The 15,273-nt window shown below is 64.9% G+C and carries 13 protein-coding genes; all 13 read right to left on the reverse strand.

All coding sequences use genetic code 11. The features are described 5' to 3' along the window. Entirely contained in the window at nt 1-861 is an 861-nt protein-coding gene (urtD, locus tag C4K38_RS03210; protein ID WP_053277248.1) for an urea ABC transporter ATP-binding protein UrtD, read from the reverse strand. Further along, nucleotides 858-1,937, reverse strand: a complete 1,080-nt coding sequence (urtC, locus tag C4K38_RS03215) for an urea ABC transporter permease subunit UrtC (protein WP_053277249.1) — start codon at nt 1,935-1,937, stop codon at nt 858-860. The genes urtD and urtC overlap by 4 nt, the downstream gene beginning before the upstream one ends. Further along, nucleotides 1,934-2,194, reverse strand: a complete 261-nt coding sequence (locus C4K38_RS03220; RefSeq protein WP_053277250.1) for a hypothetical protein — start codon at nt 2,192-2,194, stop codon at nt 1,934-1,936. The genes urtC and C4K38_RS03220 overlap by 4 nt, the downstream gene beginning before the upstream one ends. A 7-nt stretch (nt 2,195-2,201) precedes the next feature. Further along, nucleotides 2,202-3,698: an urea ABC transporter permease subunit UrtB gene (gene urtB / locus C4K38_RS03225; RefSeq protein WP_053277251.1), complete on the reverse strand. Its 1,497-nt coding sequence runs from the start codon at nt 3,696-3,698 to the stop codon at nt 2,202-2,204. A gap of 121 nt (nt 3,699-3,819) precedes the next feature. Then, a complete protein-coding gene (gene urtA, locus C4K38_RS03230) occupies nt 3,820-5,085 on the reverse strand; it encodes an urea ABC transporter substrate-binding protein (RefSeq protein WP_053277252.1) in 1,266 nt (421 codons plus the stop codon). Between the two features lie 318 nt (nt 5,086-5,403). Continuing rightward, the gene (locus C4K38_RS03235) at nt 5,404-6,414 is read right to left on the reverse strand and encodes a FecCD family ABC transporter permease (RefSeq protein WP_053277253.1); all 1,011 of its coding nucleotides are present in this window, start codon (nt 6,412-6,414) and stop codon (nt 5,404-5,406) included. Beyond that, nucleotides 6,411-7,382 (reverse strand): ABC transporter substrate-binding protein, encoded by a 972-nt coding sequence (locus tag C4K38_RS03240; protein ID WP_053277254.1) that lies wholly within the window; start codon nt 7,380-7,382, stop codon nt 6,411-6,413. The genes C4K38_RS03235 and C4K38_RS03240 overlap by 4 nt, the downstream gene beginning before the upstream one ends. Continuing rightward, entirely contained in the window at nt 7,379-8,167 is a 789-nt protein-coding gene (locus tag C4K38_RS03245; protein WP_053277255.1) for an ABC transporter ATP-binding protein, read from the reverse strand. Before C4K38_RS03245 ends, C4K38_RS03240 begins: the two co-directional genes overlap by 4 nt. Nucleotides 8,168-8,272: 105 nt before the next feature. Continuing rightward, a complete protein-coding gene (locus C4K38_RS03250) occupies nt 8,273-10,399 on the reverse strand; it encodes a TonB-dependent receptor (protein ID WP_053277324.1) in 2,127 nt (708 codons plus the stop codon). Nucleotides 10,400-10,571: 172 nt separating this feature from the next. Then, nucleotides 10,572-11,954 carry a PepSY-associated TM helix domain-containing protein gene (locus tag C4K38_RS03255; protein ID WP_053277256.1) on the reverse strand — a complete coding sequence of 461 codons (1,383 nt, stop codon included), beginning with the start codon at nt 11,952-11,954 and terminating at the stop codon, nt 10,572-10,574. 134 nt (nt 11,955-12,088) lie between these two features. Beyond that, nucleotides 12,089-14,224 carry a TonB-dependent copper receptor gene (locus C4K38_RS03260; RefSeq protein WP_053277257.1) on the reverse strand — a complete coding sequence of 712 codons (2,136 nt, stop codon included), beginning with the start codon at nt 14,222-14,224 and terminating at the stop codon, nt 12,089-12,091. A 91-nt stretch (nt 14,225-14,315) separates the two neighbouring features. Continuing rightward, nucleotides 14,316-14,669 (reverse strand): DUF2946 domain-containing protein, encoded by a 354-nt coding sequence (locus C4K38_RS03265; RefSeq protein ID WP_053277325.1) that lies wholly within the window; start codon nt 14,667-14,669, stop codon nt 14,316-14,318. A 105-nt stretch (nt 14,670-14,774) separates the two neighbouring features. Then, the gene (locus C4K38_RS03270; protein ID WP_053277258.1) at nt 14,775-15,269 is read right to left on the reverse strand and encodes a copper chaperone PCu(A)C; all 495 of its coding nucleotides are present in this window, start codon (nt 15,267-15,269) and stop codon (nt 14,775-14,777) included. Between the last annotated feature and the right edge of the window lie 4 nt (nt 15,270-15,273).

Here is a 15,273-nt window from a genome sequence, read left to right on the forward strand (position 1 = left end):
TCAGCGGCCGAGATACACCTCGATCACCCGTTCGTTTTCCTGCACCTGTTCCAGCGACCCTTCGGCCAGCACGCTGCCCTGGTGCAGCACGGTGACGTGGTCGGCGATCGAGCCGACGAAGCCCATGTCGTGCTCCACCACCATCAGCGAATGCTTGCCCGCCAGGCGCTTGAACAGCTCGGCGGTGAACTCGGTCTCGGCGTCGGTCATGCCCGCCACCGGCTCGTCGAGCAGCAGCAGTTGCGGGTCCTGCATCAGCAGCATGCCGATTTCCAGGAACTGCTTCTGGCCGTGGGACAGCAGGCCGGCCTGGCGCTCCACTGACGCCGTCAGGCGAATGGTTTCCAGCACTTCGTCGATCCGGTCTTTCTGCTCGCCGGAGAGTTTCGCCCGCAGGCTGGCCCACACCGACTTGTCGGTCTTCTGTGCCAGCTCCAGGTTTTCGAACACGCTCAGGGCTTCGAACACCGTGGGCTTCTGGAACTTGCGGCCGATCCCGGCCTGGGCGATCTGCACCTCGCTCATCTGCGTCAGGTCCAGGGTTTCGCCGAACCAGGCCTTGCCCTGGGTGGGCCGGGTCTTGCCGGTGATCACGTCCATCAGGGTGGTCTTGCCCGCACCGTTGGGGCCGATGATGCAGCGCAGCTCGCTGACGCCGATGTACAGGTTGAGGTCGTTGAGCGCCTTGAAACCGTCGAAGCTGACGCTGATGTCTTCCAGGGTCAGGATGGTGCCGTGGCGGGTGTTCAGGCCCTTGCCGGCGGCCTGGCCGAGGCCGATGGCGTCGCGGCTGCTACCGGCGTCCTTGTTGGGTTCGAGGATGGGCTCAAGCATGAAGTCGGCCGTCGGTGTGATTCTCATGATTCGCCCCTTTTCTTCAGCAAACCGATCACGCCCTTGGGCAGGTACAGGGTCACGACGATAAACAGCGCGCCAAGGAAGAACAGCCAGTATTCCGGGAAGGCCACGGTGAACCAGCTCTTCATGCCGTTGACCACGCCGGCGCCGAGCAGCGGGCCGATCAGCGTGCCGCGACCGCCCAGGGCGACCCACACGGCGGCCTCGATGGAGTTGGTCGGCGACATTTCGCTGGGGTTGATGATGCCCACCTGCGGCACATACAAGGCGCCGGCCAGGCCGCAGAGCACCGCGCTCAGCACCCAGACGAACAGCTTGAAGCCGCGTGGGTCGTAGCCGCAGAACATCAGGCGGTTTTCCGCATCGCGCAGCGCGGTCAGCACCCGGCCGAACTTGCTCCGGGCCAGGCGCCAGCCGATGTACAGGCTGGCCACCAGCAACAGCACGGTGGCCAGGAACAGCACCGCGCGGGTGCCCGGCTCGGTGATGCCGAAGCCGAGGATGGTGCGGAAGTTGGTGAAGCCGTTGTTGCCGCCAAAGCCGGTCTCGTTGCGAAAGAACAGGAGCATGCCGGCGAAGGTCAGGGCCTGGGTCATGATCGAGAAATACACGCCCTTGATCCGCGAACGGAAGGCGAAGAAACCGAACACCAATGCCAGCAAGCCTGGCGCCAGGACCACCAGGCACATCGCCCAGAGGAAGCTGCCGGTGCCGCTCCAGTACCAGGGCAGTTCGCTCCACGAGAGGAAGGTCATGAACGCCGGCAGGCTGTCCCCCGCGGCCTGGCGCATCAGGTACATGCCCATGGCGTAGCCGCCGAGGGCGAAGAACAGGCCATGGCCTAGGGACAGCAGCCCGGCATAACCCCAGACCAGGTCCAGGGCCAGGGCGACTATGGCGTAGCAGAGGATCTTGCCCACCAGGGTCAGGGTGTAGGCCGAGACATGCAGCGGGTTGTCCGGCGCCAGCAGCGAGAGCAGCGGCAGGGCCAGCAGCACCACCAGGATCAGTGCGCCGACGGCGACGGAAACCTTGGGGCCGGCTTTCTGGCTGGCGGTAATGAGCAATGGTTGATTCATCGGGGCGTGCTCGCGTCCAGGGACGCACCGCGGTGCAGGCTGTCGGCGTGCCAGGCAAGGCGCGGGGCGCAGGTGATGGTTGTTCCCTCGGCAAGACCCGCAACGCGGCATGGCGCGTCGACAGTCGCACCCCGCAGGGTCGTTGCCTCGATGGTGGCGAGGCCTGTTTCGATATGGCTGTTGGCAAACATCTTCATCTTCCTTCTCGGTGCCGCCACCAGCGAGGCAGCGGCGCGGTCGTCAATGGGCGTGAGCATGCCCCGCTTAGTCGATCACCCGTCCCTTGAGTGCGAAGAGGCCTTGCGGACGTTTCTGGATAAACAGAATGATCAGCGCGAGGATCAGGATCTTGCCGAGCACGGCGCCGATCTGCGGTTCGAGAATCTTGTTGGCTATCCCCAGGCCGAACGCGGCGAACACGCTACCGGCCAGCTGGCCGACGCCGCCGAGCACCACCACCAGGAACGAGTCGATGATGTAGCTCTGGCCCAGGTCCGGGCCGACGTTGCCGATCTGGCTCAGGGCCACGCCACCGAGTCCGGCGATGCCGGAGCCGAGGCCGAAGGCGAGCATGTCGACCCGTCCTGTCGGTACGCCGCAGCAGGCGGCCATGTTGCGGTTCTGGGTGACCGCACGCACGTTCAGGCCCAGGCGGGTCTTGTTCAGCAGCAGCCAGGTGAGTACGACGACAAACAACGCGAAGGCGATGATCACGATGCGGTTGTAGGGCAGCACCAGGTTGGGCAGCACCTGGATCCCGCCGGACAGCCAGGCCGGGTTCGACACCTCGACGTTCTGCGCGCCGAACACCAGGCGCACCAGTTGGATCAGCATCAGGCTGATGCCCCAGGTGGCGAGCAGGGTTTCCAGGGGCCGGCCGTAGAGATGGCGGATCACCGTGCGTTCCAGGGCCATGCCGATGCCGGCGGTGACGAAGAACGCCACCGGCAGCGCGATCAGCGGGTAGAACTCGATGGCCTGCGGGGCGTAGCGCTGGAACAGCAACTGCACCATGTAGGTGGAGTAGGCGCCGAGCATCAGCATCTCGCCGTGGGCCATGTTGATCACCCCGAGCAGGCCGAAGGTGATCGCCAGGCCCAGGGCCGCCAGCAGCAGGATCGAGCCCAGGGACATGCCGCTGAAGGCCTGGCCCAGCACTTCGCCCACCAGCAGCTTGCGCTTGACCTGGGCCAGGCTGGTTTCGGCGGCGGTGCGTACCCCTGCATCGGCTTCCACACCGGGTTCGAGCAGGCCTTCGAGGCGGGTGCGGGCCAGCGGGTCGCCGGTTTCACCCAGCAGGCGTACCGCGGCCAGGCGCACGGCCGGGTCGCTGTCCACCAGTTGCAGGTTGGCCAGGGCCAGGCTCAGGGCGTCGTGCACGGCCTGGTCCTGTTCGGCGGCCAGGCTGGCATCGAGGAATTTCAACTGCGCCGGCTTGGCGCTTTTCTGCAACTGCTGCGCGGCGGCCAGACGGATGCTGGCGTCGGCGGCGAGCAGTTGATGGCTGGCCATGGCGGTGTCGATCAGACCCCGCAGGCGATTGTTCAGGCGCAAGGTCTTGGCTTGCCCATCGACGGTCAGCTGGCCTTGCTGCAAGGCGCCGAGCAGTTCGAGGCGCGCCGGGTCGGGCTGCGCGGCCCAGCTTTCCAGGAGCCTGGCCTGTTGCGTGGGATTGGCCGCGACGAAGTCTTCGGCGTCTCCTGCGTGGACGGCGATCGGCAACAACAGGAGGCAGGCCAGAAGCAGGCGAAAAAGGGACATGGTGACGTCCTTGAGTGCGACAGAGAACCCTGTAGGAGCGAAGCTTGCTCGCGATGGCGGCCCATCAGGTACACCGCTATCGCGGGCAAGCCTCGCTCCTACAGAAGGATGGATGCGGCGATCAGTTGCTCTTCACCGCGTAATCCGGCTTCTTGTCGTTGCCCGGAATGAACGGGCTCCATGGTTGGGCGCGGATCGGGCCTTCGGTCTGCCAGACCACGCTGAACTGACCGTCCGGCTGGATCTCGCCGATCATCACCGGCTTGTGCAGGTGGTGGTTGGTCTTGTCCATGGTCAGGGTGTAGCCCGACGGCGCGGCGAAGGTCTGGCCGGCCAGGGCTTCGCGGACCTTGTCGACGTCGGTGGACTTGGCTTTCTCCACCGCCTGGGCCCACATGTGGATGCCGACGTAGGTGGCTTCCATCGGGTCGTTGGTCACGGCTTTATCCGCGCCCGGCAGCTTCTTGGCCTTGGCGTAGGCTTTCCAGTCGGCGACGAACTTCTGGTTCACCGGGTTCTCCACGGACTCGAAGTAGTTCCAGGCCGCGAGGTTGCCTACCAGCGGCTTGGTGTCGATGCCGCGCAGTTCTTCCTCGCCCACGGAGAAAGCCACTACCGGTACGTCGGTGGCTTTCAGGCCCTGGTTGGCCAGTTCCTTGTAGAACGGCACGTTGGAGTCGCCGTTGACCGTGGAAATGACCGCGGTCTTGCCGCCGGCGGAGAATTTCTTGATGTTGGCGACGATGGTTTGGTAGTCGCTGTGGCCGAACGGGGTGTAGACCTCTTCGATGTCCTTGTCGGCCACGCCTTTGGAATGCAGGAAGGAGCGCAGGATCTTGTTGGTGGTGCGCGGGTAGACATAGTCGGTGCCGAGCAGGAAGAAGCGCTTGGCGCTGCCGCCGTCTTCGCTCATCAGGTATTCCACCGCCGGGATCGCCTGCTGGTTAGGCGCCGCGCCGGTGTAGAACACGTTCGGCGACATCTCTTCGCCTTCGTATTGCACCGGGTAGAACAGCAGGCCGTTGAGTTCTTCGAACACCGGCAGCACCGACTTGCGCGACACCGAGGTCCAGCAGCCGAACACCACGGCGACCTTGTCCTGGGTCAGCAGCTGCCGGCCTTTCTCGGCGAACAGCGGCCAGTTCGACGCCGGGTCGACCACCACCGCCTCGAGCTTTTTACCGTTGACGCCGCCCTTGGCGTTGATCTCGTCAATGGTCATCAGCGCCATGTCCTTGAGCGAGGTTTCGGAGATCGCCATGGTCCCCGACAGCGAATGCAGGATACCGACCTTGATGGTCTCGGCGGCCTGGACGGTCCAGGTCATGCCCATCGCGGCAATGCTTGCCGTGAGTGTGAAAGCCTTGATCAAGCTGCGACGCTTCATTGTGCGATCTCCATGAACTTATGAATTTTCTTGGTTGGCAGATGCGGACTACTGAAGGGCTGTTTTGCAAGGGGTGTGCCTAGTCGGCACAGGGCATGAAAACGTCGCTTTTACGGAGTGGGGGAGAAAGCTGGCGCACCAATGCGGGGCCATCAGGCGTCTTTGGTGCGGACGAATGCGCTTCGTTGGTGCCGGGTGGAGGCAGCCCGGTGTGGCTTTTCTGTAGGAGCGAGGCTTGCCCGCGATAGCGTCCTCAAGGAGTACGTTTTCGGCCTGACGATCGCCATCGCGGGCAAGCCTCGCTCCTACAAACACCTTTCAGCGGCGGCGCATCAGGCCGATGAAAAACAACCCGCCAATGGCCGCCGTGGCCACGCCTATGGGCAGGTCTTCGGGGGCGATCAGGGTGCGGGCGGCGACATCGACCCACACCAGGAACACGCTGCCCAGCAGCACGCACACCGGCAACAGCCGACGATGCTCGGCACCGACAAGACGCCGGGCGATATGCGGCACCATCAGCCCGACGAAGCCGATGGAGCCGCTGATGGACACCAGTACCCCGGTCATCAGCGAGGCGATCAGGAACACCCGCAGCCGCACGTTGCGGGCATTCAAACCGAGGGTCACGGCGGTCTGCTCGCCAGCCATCAGCGCGTTCAACGGCCGCGCCATGCCCAGCAGCAGGACCAGCCCGAGCACTACGCTGGCCGCCGGCACCGCCAGCAGTTCCCAGCGCGCCAGGCCCAGCCCGCCGAGCATCCAGAACATCACCGCCGAGCTGGCGCGGTGGTCGCCCATGAACAGCAGCAGGTTGGCCACCGCCATCATCACGAAGGACACCGCCACCCCGCACAGCAGCAGGCGGTCACTGTCGAGCCGGCCATGGCGCGCGGCGATGCCGAGCACCAGCAGCATGCTCGCCAGGGCGCCGATAAAGGCAGCGATGGGCAGGGTCAGCAGGCCGACGATTTCACCCACATGCAGCACCACGATCACCGCGCCCAGGGTGGCGCCGGAGGTCACGCCGAGCAGGTGCGGGTCGGCCAGCGGATTGCGCGTCACCGCTTGCAGCACCGCGCCGATCAACGCCAGCCCGGCGCCGACCAGGGCTCCGAGCAGCATGCGCGGCACGCGGATCAGCCAGACGATATGTTCCTGCCCGGCGCTCCAGTCCACCTCGCCCAGGCCGAAGGCCTTGTGCAGCAGGATGCGCCAGACCACGTCCACTGGCACCCGCGCCGAGCCGAAGCCCAGGGACAACACGCAGGACGCCAGCAGCAACGCGCCGAGGGCAGTCAGCAACAAGGCATAACGACGATCGATCATGCGCCGTGGAAACCCTTGGCCAGGGTTTCCACCGCTTCGACGTTATCGATGCCCGGCGTGGCCTGCACGTAGGGGATCACGATAAAGCGCTGGTTGCGGATCGCGTCCACCGATTGCAGCGCCTTGTTGTTGAGCAGGAACTGCTGCTTCTGTTCGGCGCTGATTTCGCTGTAGTCGACGATCACTATCACCTGCGGGTTGCGCTCGACCACGGTTTCCCAGTTGACCCGGGTCCAGCTGGCCTCGACGTCGTCGAGGATGTTGCGCCCGCCGGCGGCGTCGATCAACGCCTGGGGCATGCCCAGGCGTCCGGAGGTCATGGCGCGGTCTTCGCCGCTGTCGTAGAGGAACACCCGCGGTTTTTCCGTGGGCAGGTCCTGCTGGATCGCGGCGACCTGTTGCTGCATGTCGGCGATCAACTGGTTGGCGCGGTCCTGCACATCGAAGATCCGCCCCAGGTTGCGCAGGTCGTTGTAGGTGTCGTCGAGGCTGGCCGGCGGGCGCTTCATCACGAAGGCGCAGGACTCGGTCAGCTCCAGCACATTGATGCCCAGCGGGGTCAGGGTCTGCGGGGTCAGGTCGCCGCCGACGCGCATGCCGTAGTCCCAGCCGGCGAAGAAGAAGTCGACATTGGCGTCGAGCAGGGTTTCCACCGACGGGTACTTGGCCGCCAGCTCCGGCAGGCCGTCGAGGATGCTCCGCATCTCGGGCGTCACCGCCTTCCAGCCGCTGATGCCGCTGTAGCCGACCATGCGCGACTTGAGGCCGAGGGCGAGCATCATCTGGGTCATGTTGATGTCGTGGCTCAGGGCGTGTTTCGGCGCCTCCTTGAAGGTCACCTCGCGGTTGCAGCTGTGGACGGTCAGCGGGTAACGGGTGGCTTCGGCGCAGGCCTGGCCGGCGAGCAGCGACAGGGCCAGGCACAGGCTGGAGCGAAACAGGCTGTTGAGTGAGACGCGCGGGATCATGGTTGGGTTATCCAGGTGATTCGTGGGTAGCCGGACAGCGGGTGTTGGTCGACCAGGGCCTGGACGCCGAATACCTGCTGCAGCAGTTCGCGGGTCAGCACTTCGGCCGGCGTGCCACTGGCGACGATGCGTCCGTGATCGATCACGTACAGGCGGTCGCAGAAAGCGGCGGCGAGGTTCAGGTCATGGATGCTGGCGAGGGTGCCGATGCCCAGGCGCTTGACCCGTTGCAGCAGCTCCAGTTGATAGCGCGGGTCGAGGTGGTTGGTCGGCTCGTCGAGGATCAGCAGTTGCGGTTGCTGGGCCAGGGCGCGGGCCAGGATCACCCGCTGCTTTTCCCCGCCGGACAGGGTGGCGAAGGCATGCGCCTCGAAGCCCAGCAGGCCCACCGACTCCAGCGCCTGGCGGGCGATGGCGCGGTCTGCGGCGCTGTCGGCGTCGAACAGGCCCTTGTGCGGCGTGCGGCCCATGGCGACCACTTCTTCGACGGTCAGGCCGAAGGCATCGGGAAACTCCTGCAACACCACGGCGATGCGTTGCGCGCACCAGCGCGGCGTCTGCTTCCAGACGTTGTAGTGATCGAGCAGGACTTCGCCCTGGTCCGGCCGGCTGAAGCGATAGCTGCAACGCAGCAGGCTGGTCTTGCCGCTGCCGTTGGGGCCGATCAGCCCGACGAACTCCCCCGGCGCCACTCGCAGGCTGGCCTCACGCAGTTGGAACTGGTGATGACAGTGGCCCTGGCCCAGGGGCGTCCAGGCCAGGTTGGTGAGGTTCAGCGAGGTCATGCGGTTGCTCTTGAATACGGGGTGATGCGACAGGCGTCGTCGCGGGCAAGTCGGATCGCCGCCCGCTCTGTAGGAGCGAGGCTTGCCCGCGATGGGGCCATCGGCTCAAAACTGATAATCGGCGGTCACGAAAAACGAACGCGGTTCGCCGAGGATCCACTGCTGGCCCTCATTGTATTGGCTTTGCGCGTACTGCCGGTCGAACAGATTGTTCAATTGCAAACCGAAGGTGGTGTTGCGCAAGGCCTGCCACGACAGCACCGCATCGACCACCGTGTAGCTGGGCAGCTCGTTGCGGTTGGCCAGGTCGGCGTAACGGGCATCGACATAACGCACCCCGGCGCCGGCTCGCAGCTTATCGGTCACGGCCTTGTTCAGCCACAGGTTGGCGGTGCGCCGCGGCACGTCCACCGGGCGATTGCCACTGCGCGAGACGAACTGGTTGCCGACTCGTTCTTCGAAGTCGTCGTACTCGGCCTTGACGATGGCGGCGTTGGCTTGCAGTTGCCAGGCATGCGGCAATTGCAGGTCGAGGCTGGCTTCCAGGCCGCGGGACGACTGCTGGCCGACTTGCTGCTTGAGCGTCGGGTTGCCCGGGTCGTCGGTCAGCAGCTTCTTCTTGACGATGTGATAGGCCGCCAGGGTCCACTCGCCGCGCTGGTCCCAGAACATCTGCTTGAGGCCGATCTCGCTCTGCCGGGCGCGGGCCAGATCGTATTGCTGCTGGCTCGGGCTCAGGGAAATCAGACCGCCGACGCCGTCGGTGCTGGTGGCGTACTGGCCGTAGAACGAAGTGTCCGGCGTCAGGGCGAACACCAGGCCGGCCTTCCAGTTGTTGCCGGTCAGGGTCTTGTCGTTCCGGCTGCCGTCCACCAGGTTGTCGCGATCCACCTGCACGTAGTCGCGGCGTATGCCTGTCACCAGCGACCAGCGCTCACTCAGTTGGGTACGGTTTTCGGCGAAGGCCGACATTTGCTTGGTGGTGCTCTGGAACTGCGGGCGATAGGCCGAGGCGCTGTCGAAATGCCCCTTGTCCGGGTGTTGCAGATCCAGTGGCTGGCCATCCGGCAGCGCATCCTTGAACGGCGAGTTGCTGTTGAGCTGGAAGCGGATGCGGTTGTAATCGACCCCGGCCAGGGTCTGGCTGTCGAGGCCGAACAGGCTGTGCTTGAAGGTGAAGGTCTGGCGATCGCCGACCTGCTCCTGCTGGTGCTTGATGGCGAAGTTACCGCTGCGCAGCAACTGCTGGCCGGCGGTGTCCCAGTTATAGTTTTCGGCGTTCTGCCAGCGGCGCTGGGCCTTGAGGTAATACAGCTCGTTGCTGGCGCTGAGGCTGTCGGAGATCTGCCACTCGCTGGTCAGGCGCGTCCACTGATCGTTGTAGTGCTGCTTGTCGTTGCCGATGTTGTAGTTCTTGTCCCGCAGGCCCTCGTGGAAGCGGCCATTGACCAGCGGGGTGCCGAAATAATTCATCGGCTGCTGGTCGCCGTAGTCATGGGCGAGGGTGAACGCCAGGTCGTCCGTGGCCTGCCAGCGCAGCGCCGCGCTGATGAAGTCTCTGGCGCTGTCGCCGCGATCGATCCAGCCGTTGCTGCGCAGTCGGTTGAGGTTCAGGCGATAGCTCAGGGTGTCGCTCAGCGAACCGCCGCTGTCGAGGGCCTGCTGCTGGCTGTCGTAGGAACCGTAGCCGAGGCGCAGGTGGTTTTCGATTTCTCCGGTGAAGGGTTTCTTCGGAATCACGTTGACCACCGCGCCTGTGGCGCCTTCGCCATACAGCACCGAGGCCGGGCCGCGCAGCACATCCACCCGTTCCACCGACCAGGTGTCCACCGGGAATGTCACGGTGCCCATGCCGCTGTACAGGCGATTGCCGTCATACAACTGCATTACCGAACCCTGGCCGGTAAAGCCACGGGCCGACAACGAAGTGCCGCCGTCGCCGGGGGTGCCAGTGCGGCTGATCCCGGTGCTGCGCGACACCGCGTCCTGCACGCTGCGGTCGCCACGCTGGCGAATGCGCTCGCCGCTCAGGCTCTCGGTGCTGGCCGGGGTTTCCAGGGCGCTCAGGCCCAGGCGCGAACCGGCGCTGGTCGGGGTCTGCAGGCTGATGTCCTGCGCGTCGATGGCGGGTGCGCTGATGGTGCCGGTGGGCAGCGTCAGGGGCGCCTCGTCGGCCTGGGCGGGCTGATTCAGGGCCAGCAGGCAGAGGCTGGACGCAAGGTACCTATTTATTGAGGGGCAGTTCATTGGGGCGGTTGAATCGCTTCTTCGGGAGGAATACCCGCGGCCTTGGTGGCCGCGAGCAGGGATCATACATGCAAGTGTTATAAAGTAACATTATGCGTGTCGGAAATTGAAGCGACAGCAGTCTACAGATCCCTCTAAACCGCGCATCTCGCCTGATTCATGATGAAGATGAGGCCGATTCAGCCGAGCGGTTCCAGCGCGACAACAGCAAGCGATCCAGCAGCCACACGGCCACCAGCGAGGCTCCGACCAGGGGAAAGGCCACGGCCAGCGCCAGCATGATCGCCATCGCGGTTTTCCATTTCGGCAGGTCGTGGCGCAGCGGCGGTACACCGAGGCGCCCCTGGGGGCGGCGCTTCCACCAGATCACCAGGCCGCTGACGGCGCTCAGCAGGATCATCAGGCAGATCAGCAGCACCGCGATCTGGTTGAACGGGCCGAACATCTTGCCTTCGTGCAGCATCACCCCGACTTCGGTGGCGCGGGCGACGTTGCTGTACTGCTGCCAGCGCACATCGGCCAGGACCTTGCCGGTGTATTGGTCGACATGCAGGGTGGCGTCGTTGCGCGGATCGTTGGCGAACACGGCAATGGTGAACACGCCGCTGGCGGTGGTCGGCAGGGTGATGCTGTAACCGGCTTCGACCTTGCGTTGGGTGGCGATGTCCTGCACCTGCTGCAGGCTGATCACAGGAGCGGCCGGACCTTCGTGCGCGGCGCCGTGAGCCATGTGTTCGGCGTGGTTGCCGGACATCGGCAGCGGCGTGTTCTCCATGGCCCAGGGTACGGTCTGGCGGCTGGCGGTGTTGAGCTCGCCGGCCTGCTGGTCGGACTTGGGCACGTCATTCCACATCGCCGCCGGAAAGCGGTTCCACAGTTCGGCGTATTGCTTGCCCCAGAAACCGGTCCAGGTCATGCCGCTGAGCAGCATCAGCAGCAGGAACGCCGCGCCCCAGAAGCCGACCACGGCATGCAGGTCGCGCCACAGCACGCGGCCGCGGCTACCCAGGCGTGGCCACAACACCCCGGCCGAAGACTTGCCGCGCGGCCACCACAGGTACAGCCCGGACACCACCAGGACGATGCCCCAGCTCGCCGCCAGCTCCACCAGCCGATCGCCGAGAGTGCCGATCATCAGCTCGCCATGAATGGCCCGGGCGATGGCTTGCAGATTGTTCTTGGCGTCCTGCTCGCCAAGGATAGTGCCGTGGTAAGGGTCGACGAACACATTGAGTTCGCCACCTTCCTTCTGCACCACGAACTGCGCGCTGCGTCCGGCTTCGAGCGGTGGCAGGTACTGTTTGACGTGGCCCTGGGGATAAGCGGCCTGGACCCGCTGGAGCTGCTCATCGGCGCTGAGAATGTGGTGCCCCGCCGGCACCTGCAGCAGGCTGTCATACATCAGTTGGTCGAGCTGGGGTTTGAACAGGTAGATGATCCCGGTCAGGGACAGCATCACCATGAAAGGGGCTACGAACAGCCCGGCGTAGAAATGCCAGCGCCAGGCCAGGTTGTAGAAAGACACTTTGGGTTGGCTCATCAGGGAATGCTCCGCATGGGCAATTGTCTCTGTAGCCGCTGCCGAAGGCTGCGATCGAACGCAACGATCGACATCGTGAAGATCCCGCGGATCTTTTCGCAGCCTGTCGGCAGCGGCTCCATTTCTTGTTGTGTTTAGAAGCTCAAGTCCACCTTGGTCCAGAGCGTGCGCCCCGGCTCGTTGATGGCTTGCGGGTCATTGGCCGGGTAGCCGAACCCGGCGTTGCCGGCCAGGTTCAGGTGCTCGGCGTAAGCCTTGCCGAACAGGTTGTCGACGCCGGTGCTGACCTTCAGGTTCTTGTTGATCCGATAGGCGCCGTTGAGCGAGAACACGCCGAAGCCACCGCTCTTGCCGAAGTCCTTGCCGACCACGTTGCCCTTGTTTTCGTCGATGCGGTTTTGCGCCGCCACCACCCGCCACAAGGCGCCGGCACTCCAGTTGTCCTCGCTGTAGGTCAGGCCGAAACGCGCGTCCAGCGGCGGCATCTGTGGCAGTGGCGTGCCGTCGCTGCTGTTCTTGCCCCAGGCGTAGGCCAGGGTGGCGTCGGCCTTCCAGTTGTCGGTCAGCTTGTAGGCCGCGCCGAGTTCGCCGCCCATGATGCGTGCGTCGATGTTCTCGGCTTGCGAGGTCATGCCCATCATCCCCGGGCGGTAGTTGAACAGGATGTAGTCACGTACCTGGCCGATGTAGCCCGAGGCCCAGGCCTCCAGCTCCGCGGTCTTGTATTGCAGGCCGAAGTCGAGCTGGGTGGTTTTTTCCGGCTTGATCGAATCGAAGGCGTTGACCGATCCAGCCGGGCCCATTTTCGGCGAGAACAGCTCCCAGTAATCCGGGAAGCGTTGCGTGTGGCCGAGGCCGGCGTAGACCGTGGTCGGGCTGTCGGACAGGTCATGCTCGTAGCGGATGAAACCGCTGGGCAGGGTGTCGGCGCGGGTATCGCCAGCGGTCGGGTTGGGCCGGCTCATCATTCCGGAGCCGATGCTCTGGCGGTAGTCCTTGGCCGAGGCACGGTCCACTCGGGCGCCGCTGATCAACCGGTCTTGGTCGGCGGCGTACCAGGTCAGCTCGCCGAACGCGCCGTAGTTGTGGAAGTCGGCGTCCTTGGTGCGCGGCTGGTCCTTGTAGGTGTCGATGCCCATGGCGCTGCGTTGGCGGTGTTCGTTGGTCTGCGCATCGATACCGCTGATCAACTGCACATCGGCCCAACGCCAGGTGGCCTTGATCCGCGCGCCGAGGGTGCGGCGATCGACGTTGCTGGCCATGGGGCCGGCCATCATCCCGGTGCCGGACGGCGTGCGCAGGGTGTAGTTGTCCATCACGTGGTCGGCGTAGTTGTAGTAGACCTGCGCCTCGACCTTATCCAGCACCTCGCCGATGTTGGAGCGCTCGAAGCGCAGCCCCAGGCTTTCGCGCTTGAACTGCGAGCCGTCCATGCCGCGCCCGGCGTAACGTGCTTCGCCGTCGCCCTTGCCGGCGGTGAGTTCCAGCAGGGTGTCGGCGTCCGGGGTCCAGCCCAGGGCGACGTCACCGTTCCACTTCTCGTAGCGCGACGGCACGGTGTCGTTGTTGCCGTCCTTGTAGTCGTCGGAATGGGCCTGGTTGCCGATCACTCGCACGTAGCCCAGCGGTCCGCCGGCGGCGGCATCCACCACCTTGTCGAAGCGGCCGTTGGAGCCGGCCAGGACGCTGGCGTTGACTCGGGTACCCAGCTCGCCGAAGTTTTCCGGCTCACGGTCGAAGAGAATGGTCCCGGCCGAAGCGCCCGGGCCCCAGAGCACGGTTTGCGGGCCCTTGATCACCGTCAGCTTGTCGTAGGTTTCCGGTGAGATATAGGAGGTCGGCGCGTCCATGCGGCCGGGACAGGCGCCGAGCATCATGCCGCCGTTGGTGAGGATGTTCAGGCGCGAGCCGAACATGCCGCGCAGCACCGGGTCGCCGTTGGTGCCGCCGTTGCGCACCAGGGCGAAGCCGGGGATGGTCTTCAGGTAGTCGCCGCCATCGCTGGCCGGGACCGGTTGGCGCGGGTCTTTCGGGTTGGTGACCACGGTCAGCGGCGAACTGGGGGCGATGGCGGTGATCACCGTCGGGCTCAGTTCTTCGCCGTGCTGGCTGTGATCGACCGGCTGTTCGGCCGCCAGGGCCAGTGGTGTGAGCAGGGCGCCGCACAGTACGGCTATGGCATGGCTGAAACGTACGCGAGGTTCGTTCAGGGCAAAGGTAGCGGGGGCCTGGGCAGAGCACAGGCGAGTGTCAGCAGAAAACCTGGACATAAAGGTTCCATCAATCATTTCGTAAACAACACGGCCAGCAGCCTGCGGCTGTCTTTTCTACAGTCGGCCGGGTGAAGTGCGGTTGAGGGGTTTACGCAATGACTGGCGGGGCGCGGGTCCGGGCGCCGGGGAACACCGTCTGCCGGGCATGGCCCAGGCGCGGCGAGGGGGTGAGGAAGTGGCTGGACGGCGAACTGTCGAGCGCCGTGAACGACAGGCTGCCAGGCAGTGCCGGGCAGTTGAACAGCAGGCTGCAATAACCGCACTTTTCCCAGAGCGCATGGTGTTCGCCCTGGACCTTGCCGTGCTCTGCGCCGTGCGGGTTTTCACCGTGGCAGCCGGGCTCGCCCATGTTCATGTCCATCGACATGGACATGTTCATCGGCATGGCCTGATCCATCGGCATCGACTGGGAAATCAGCGGACCGATAAAGATCATCAGCATGGCGAACAGGCTGATCCAGCTGCCGCGCCGTACTTTCAGGGGCGTGCGCACGGATCGCCGGATGCCAGGCGAGCGCAGGGAGTTCACGGTAATGACGGCCGGTACTTACTGGGCGTGCATGTGTTCCTGGGTGCCCGCGGGCGCCTGCTTCTGCACCGCCACCTCGACCGTGACGTCGCCGGACTTCTCGAAGTGCAGGGTCAGCGGGAAGCGCTTGCCGTCGCTGAGCAGGCTGCGATCTTTGAGCTCCAGCAGCATCACGTGATAGGCCATGGGCGCGAAGGTGAGGGTTTCGCCTGGGGCAATCGCCACATTGGGCACCTGCTGCATCTTCATCAGGTCGCCCTGCTGCACGTGTTCATGCAGCTCGGCCTTGCCCGAGATCGGCGAGTCGACGCCGAGCAGGCGGTCGGCATTCTTGCCGGTGTTGTGAATGACGAAATAGGCCGCCACCGTCGGTGCATTGGGCGGCAGCTCCTGCGACCAGGGGTGGGCGATCTGCAACTCGCCGGCCTTGTATTCATGGGCGGCGGCAAAACCAGCGGGCAACAGCAGAGCGGCCAGCAGCAGAGCTTGCAAGGCCTGTACGGATTTCAACATGGCA

The organism is Pseudomonas chlororaphis subsp. piscium (genome assembly GCF_003850345.1).
In the GTDB taxonomy this organism is placed as follows: domain Bacteria; phylum Pseudomonadota; class Gammaproteobacteria; order Pseudomonadales; family Pseudomonadaceae; genus Aquipseudomonas; species Aquipseudomonas piscium.

What these genes read in the sequence shown, in the direction of transcription:
- C4K38_RS03220 (WP_053277250.1), bottom strand. Translation starts at nt 2,194, where the DNA reads ATGCTCACGCCCATTGACGACCGCGCCGCTGCCTCGCTGGTGGCGGCA.
- C4K38_RS03235 (WP_053277253.1), bottom strand. Translation starts at nt 6,414, where the DNA reads ATGATCGATCGTCGTTATGCCTTGTTGCTGACTGCCCTCGGCGCGTTG.
- C4K38_RS03245 (WP_053277255.1), bottom strand. Translation starts at nt 8,167, where the DNA reads ATGACCTCGCTGAACCTCACCAACCTGGCCTGGACGCCCCTGGGCCAG.
- urtC (WP_053277249.1), bottom strand. Translation starts at nt 1,937, where the DNA reads ATGAATCAACCATTGCTCATTACCGCCAGCCAGAAAGCCGGCCCCAAG.
- C4K38_RS03260 (WP_053277257.1), bottom strand. Translation starts at nt 14,224, where the DNA reads ATGTCCAGGTTTTCTGCTGACACTCGCCTGTGCTCTGCCCAGGCCCCC.
- C4K38_RS03255 (WP_053277256.1), bottom strand. Translation starts at nt 11,954, where the DNA reads ATGAGCCAACCCAAAGTGTCTTTCTACAACCTGGCCTGGCGCTGGCAT.
- C4K38_RS03270 (WP_053277258.1), bottom strand. Translation starts at nt 15,269, where the DNA reads ATGTTGAAATCCGTACAGGCCTTGCAAGCTCTGCTGCTGGCCGCTCTG.
- C4K38_RS03265 (WP_053277325.1), bottom strand. Translation starts at nt 14,669, where the DNA reads ATGCTGATGATCTTTATCGGTCCGCTGATTTCCCAGTCGATGCCGATG.
- urtA (WP_053277252.1), bottom strand. Translation starts at nt 5,085, where the DNA reads ATGAAGCGTCGCAGCTTGATCAAGGCTTTCACACTCACGGCAAGCATT.
- urtD (WP_053277248.1), bottom strand. Translation starts at nt 861, where the DNA reads ATGAGAATCACACCGACGGCCGACTTCATGCTTGAGCCCATCCTCGAA.
- C4K38_RS03240 (WP_053277254.1), bottom strand. Translation starts at nt 7,382, where the DNA reads ATGATCCCGCGCGTCTCACTCAACAGCCTGTTTCGCTCCAGCCTGTGC.
- urtB (WP_053277251.1), bottom strand. Translation starts at nt 3,698, where the DNA reads ATGTCCCTTTTTCGCCTGCTTCTGGCCTGCCTCCTGTTGTTGCCGATC.